Below are 4,532 nucleotides of genomic sequence, written 5' to 3'. Positions count from 1 at the left end.
GCCGTCGTGACCGGGCCTGAACATCCGCGGACCGGCTACCGGGCGAGCGAGCCGCGCGACGGCCTTCGGCCACCCGGACTCGGCGTCCTGGCCGCCGGGGCTGAGACACCCGCGAAGAGGGCGCCGGGACTGCCGCCCAGTGGCCGACCCGACGCCCTCGTCTCTCGATCCCCCACACAACGACCAATCCCCCGATGCGGGTCGTGACGCGGCGGATGCGAGCGAATCGTCCCATTGACCGGTCCCTGCCAACGGAGAAATGGAGACGCTGGCATCAAGATGCCATTCGGCGTACGGTCGGCGGGTGCCACGTCCGGCTGCCACGTCCGTGCTCACCGCGCTCGGCTTCACGCCCGCGGTCGACCGCGCCTACCGTCGGCTGCGCACGATGTCGGGCCGCGAGCTGAGCCAGGTCGCCGCCGCGATGGTGCGTACGCCGGACGAGCTGCTCGCGGAGATTGAGCCGCTCTTCCGCGCCGGCATCGCCCGGCTCGACGGCGACCTGCTGGTCGTGGAGCCGCCGAACGAGGCGGTCCGGATCATGGTCGCCGCCCAGGCCGTGCACGCCGAGCGGATGCGACGCTGGCTCGAGGGCCTCACCGACGCGGTGGGCTTCCTGCCGGCCGAGGACGCTCCGGCCCCCGCGGCCGACCCGGACAGGACGCTGCGGATCGAGGGCGAGGTCATCACCCTCGACAACCGCACCGACGTCTACGCGATGGTGCGCGACCTGGTGCTGCGCAGCCGCGGGGACCTGCTCTGGATGCGCCCCGACCAGTGGCGCAGCCCGCGCGAGGACATGATGACGACCCTCGTGGCCGAGGCGCTGGGCCAGGGTGGGCGCACCTCGCGGGCGATCTACCCCCAGCATGCGGCCCGCGAGGCCCCGGGCATCCTCTCCGCGCGGGCCGACGCGGGCGAGCAGATCCGGGTGCTGCCCGAGGTCCCGACCCGGCTGCTGGTCATCGGCGACTCGCACGTGGTGATGCCCGATCCGCTGGGGTACGCCGACATGCCGCTCGCCGTCGTCCGGCAGCGTGGCGTCGTGGAGGCGATGACCCGCTGGTTCGACCTCCTGTGGCAGCAGGGGGCCGCGCCGGCGGTGGCCGTGCGCGGGGCCGGCCACGACCAGCGGCGGTTCCTGCTCCAGCAGCTCGCGACCGGGCAGCACGACGAGCAGATCGCCCGCCGGCTCGGGCTCAGCCTGCGCACGGTGCGCCGCCGGGTCGCCGACCTGATGACCGAGCTGGGCGCGGACTCGCGGTTCCAGGCCGGCGTCGAGGCCGCCCGGCGCGGGTGGGTCTAGCGTGGATCAGGGCCAGGCAGCACCATGCGGTAGGCGTCGGGCTCCACGTGCCAGGTGCGGTGCCGCTCCGGACCGTAGATCTCGCCGTCGGCGCTGCACCAGAACGGCCCGCCGGACACCGAGACCGTCGAGCCGCGCAGGTAGGTGACGTCGTCGCGCTCGTGGTGCGTGGCGAAGCCCAGGCGGACGGCGTAGGCCAGCCGGGCGACCGGCCCCACGGAGCGGGAGATCATCACGTCGACCCGGCCGTCGGCGGGATCCGCCTCAGGGGTCAGCTCGGCGCCGCCCCCGACCGAGGGCCCGTTGCCGACGGCGGCCATGAGGATCGGCTGGTCCAGGTCGGTGACGCACTCCCCGTCGACCTCGATGCGCACGCGGATGATCGGCGGGCTCCACGCCGTGAGCAGCGCCCCGATCGGGTAGCCGAGCTTGCCGAGGTTGACCCGGCCGACCCCCACCGAGTGCAGCCGGTCCTTCCAGCGCTGGCCGCGGCGGCTGGCGTTGGCCCCGGCCCCGACGTGCACGCTGTTGACGACGACCTCGCCGACCTCGTCGACGACCAGGTCCATCGGCGTGGGCGTGCCGTCGAGGACGACCCGGGCGGCCTCCGCGACGTCGAGCGGGATGTCCACGCCGCGGGCGAAGTCGTTGCCGGTGCCGAGCGGCAGCAGGCCGAGCACCGACCTCGACAGCTCCTGGCGGCGGTGCAGCGCGGCGATGACGGCGTGCAGGCTGCCGTCGCCGCCCGCGACCACGATCCGGCGTGACCCGGCCCGGTGCAGGACGCCGTCGAGCTCGCCGGGCTTGGAGGTCGCACACACCTCGACCGAGGCCCGCTCGCGGAGTACGGCGAGCGCTGTCGCCAGCTTCTCCTCGTCCGCGGTGCCGGCCTCGGCGTTCGTGATCACGAGGAGGGGGTCCACGAAGCGGACCCTATCCCGTCGCTTCGGTCCGACGATTCACCTTTTGGTAGCGTGACGCCGCAAGAGCTCCGGTGCTGTTGTGCCGGGGCTTCTCTCGTTTGCAGGAGGCCCACATGCCGGCCATCGCCATCATCGGCGCCCAGTGGGGCGACGAGGGCAAGGGCAAGGCGACCGACGTCCTCGGCTCGCGCGTCGACTACGTCGTCAAGTTCAACGGCGGCAACAACGCCGGCCACACGGTCGTGATCGGCCAGGAAGACGGCACCAGCCAGAAGTACGCGCTGCACCTGCTGCCCAGCGGCATCCTGACGCCGGGCTGCACCCCGGTGATCGGCAACGGCGTGGTGATCGACCTCGCGGTGCTCTTCGAGGAGATCGAGGGGCTGGTCGCGCGCGGCGTCGACGTGAGCCGGCTCCAGATCAGCGCCAACGCGCACGTGATCGCGGAGTACAACCGCACGCTCGACAAGGTCACCGAGCGCTTCCTGGGCTCGCGCAGGATCGGCACCACCGGGCGCGGCATCGGTCCGACGTACGCCGACAAGATGAACCGCATCGGCATCCGCGTGCAGGACATCTTCGACGAGAAGATCCTGCGCCAGAAGGTCGAGGGCGTCCTCGAGCTCAAGGGCCAGGTGCTCACCAAGATCTACAACCGCCGTCCGGCCACGGTCGACGAGACCGTCGAGGAGCTGCTCGCCTACGCCGACCGGCTGCGCCCGATGGTGTGCGACACCGGCCTCCTGCTCAACCAGGCGCTCGACCGCGGCGAGACCGTGCTGCTCGAGGCCGGCCAGGCCACGCTGCTCGACGTCGACCACGGCACGTACCCGTTCGTGACCTCGTCGTCGGCGACCTCCGGCGGCGCCTGCACCGGCTCCGGCATCCCGCCGACCCGCCTCGACACGATCATCGGCATCGTCAAGGCCTACACGACCCGGGTGGGCGAGGGTCCGTTCCCGACCGAGCTCCACGACGACGCGGGCGAGCACCTGCGCAAGGTCGGTGCCGAGTACGGCACCACCACCGGTCGCCCGCGCCGCTGCGGCTGGTACGACGCCGTCATCGCCCGCTACGCCGCGCGGGTCAACGGCGTCACCGACTTCGTGCTCACCAAGCTCGACGTGCTCACCGGCCTGGAGAAGGTCCCGGTCTGCGTCGCCTACGACGTCGACGGCACCCGCCACGACGAGATGCCGGTCAACCAGAGCGACTTCCACCACGCCGTCCCGATCTACGAGTACCTCGACGGCTGGGGGGAGGACATCTCCGACGCCCGCGCCTTCGAGGAGCTGCCGGTCAACGCGCAGCGGTACGTCGAGGCCGTCGAGGCGATGTCGGGGACGCGCATCTCCGCGGTCGGTGTCGGCCCCTCCCGGGCGGCGACGGTCGTGCGACACGACCTGATCTGAGGGACTAGCGTCCGGTCATGGCACTCGACCCGGTGCAGGCCGTGAACCGGCTGCGCGCGGCGTTCGGCGGCCCCGACCGCCACCGCACCCTCCACGCGAAGGGCCGGTTCTACGCCGGCACCTTCACCGCCACGCCCGAGGCGTCCGCCCTCGGCCGGGCCCGGCACCTCTCCGGCGAGCCCGTCCCCGTGCTGGTCCGCTGGTCGAACGCCGGTGGCAACGCCGACGTCCCCGACCCCGCGCCCGACATCCGCGGCATGGCCGTGAAGTTCCGCCTGCCCGACGGGACCGCCACCGACCTGCTCGGCCAGACGGCCCGGCGGTTCCCGACCGACAGTCCGGAGGACTTCGTCGCGATGACGGAGGCCTCCCGCAAGCCGGCGCTGGTCCCGCTGTTCATGCTCCGGCACCCCGGCATGGCGGGCGCGATGCTCGACGGCCTGCGGAGCAAGGCGGTGGCACCGCACCGCAGCTTCACCCAGCCGACGTACTACCCGATCCACGCCTACGGGTGGCGGGACGCCCACGACCGGCTCAGCTGGGTGCGCTACTCGTTCGCCGCCCAGGACTCCGAGCCGGGGGCGGAGAGGTTCGACGGCCCGGACCGGCTCTTCGAGGAGATGGCGGCCCGGCTCGCGCAGAGACCGGTCCGCTTCCCCGTACGCCTCCAGGTCGCGGGCGCCGGTGACGACCCGCACCGTGCGACGTCGGTGTGGAAGCACGCGCGGGACCTGCTCGGCGGCACGATCGAGGTCACCGAGGAGCTCCCGCACGCCGAGACCAGTGGGCCCGTGGTGTTCGACCCGACGCGCGTCGTCGACGGCATCGAGCTCTCCGACGATCCCATCCTGCGATACCGCCCGCTGGCCTACTCGGAGTCGATCGGCCGCC

The 4,532-nt window shown here is 72.7% G+C and carries 4 protein-coding genes; 3 read left to right on the top strand and 1 reads right to left on the bottom strand.

The window, feature by feature from the left end; all coding sequences use genetic code 11:
- The first annotated feature begins 304 nt into the window (after positions 1–304).
- Positions 305–1,306, top strand: a complete 1,002-nt coding sequence (locus tag ACYQ0U_RS22545) for a LuxR C-terminal-related transcriptional regulator (RefSeq protein WP_459976129.1) — start codon at positions 305–307, stop codon at positions 1,304–1,306.
- Here ACYQ0U_RS22545 and ACYQ0U_RS22540 read toward each other — a convergent pair.
- Entirely contained in the window at positions 1,303–2,229 is a 927-nt protein-coding gene (locus ACYQ0U_RS22540; protein ID WP_459976128.1) for a diacylglycerol/lipid kinase family protein, read from the bottom strand. The genes ACYQ0U_RS22545 and ACYQ0U_RS22540 overlap by 4 nt on opposite strands.
- A gap of 113 nt (positions 2,230–2,342) precedes the next feature.
- Between ACYQ0U_RS22540 and ACYQ0U_RS22535 the strand changes: the two genes are divergently transcribed.
- Both ACYQ0U_RS22535 and ACYQ0U_RS22530 read left to right on the top strand, forming a co-directional pair.
- Positions 2,343–3,641 (top strand): adenylosuccinate synthase, encoded by a 1,299-nt coding sequence (locus ACYQ0U_RS22535; RefSeq protein WP_459976127.1) that lies wholly within the window; start codon positions 2,343–2,345, stop codon positions 3,639–3,641.
- Between the two features lie 17 nt (positions 3,642–3,658).
- The coding region (locus ACYQ0U_RS22530) for a catalase (RefSeq protein WP_459976126.1) at positions 3,659–4,532 on the top strand (874 nt) is incomplete at its 3' end.

The sequence above is a fragment of the Nocardioides pyridinolyticus genome, from assembly GCF_054653575.1.
Note: the sequence above shows the minus strand (reverse complement) of the source record. Positions and strands in the feature narration are given on the sequence as shown.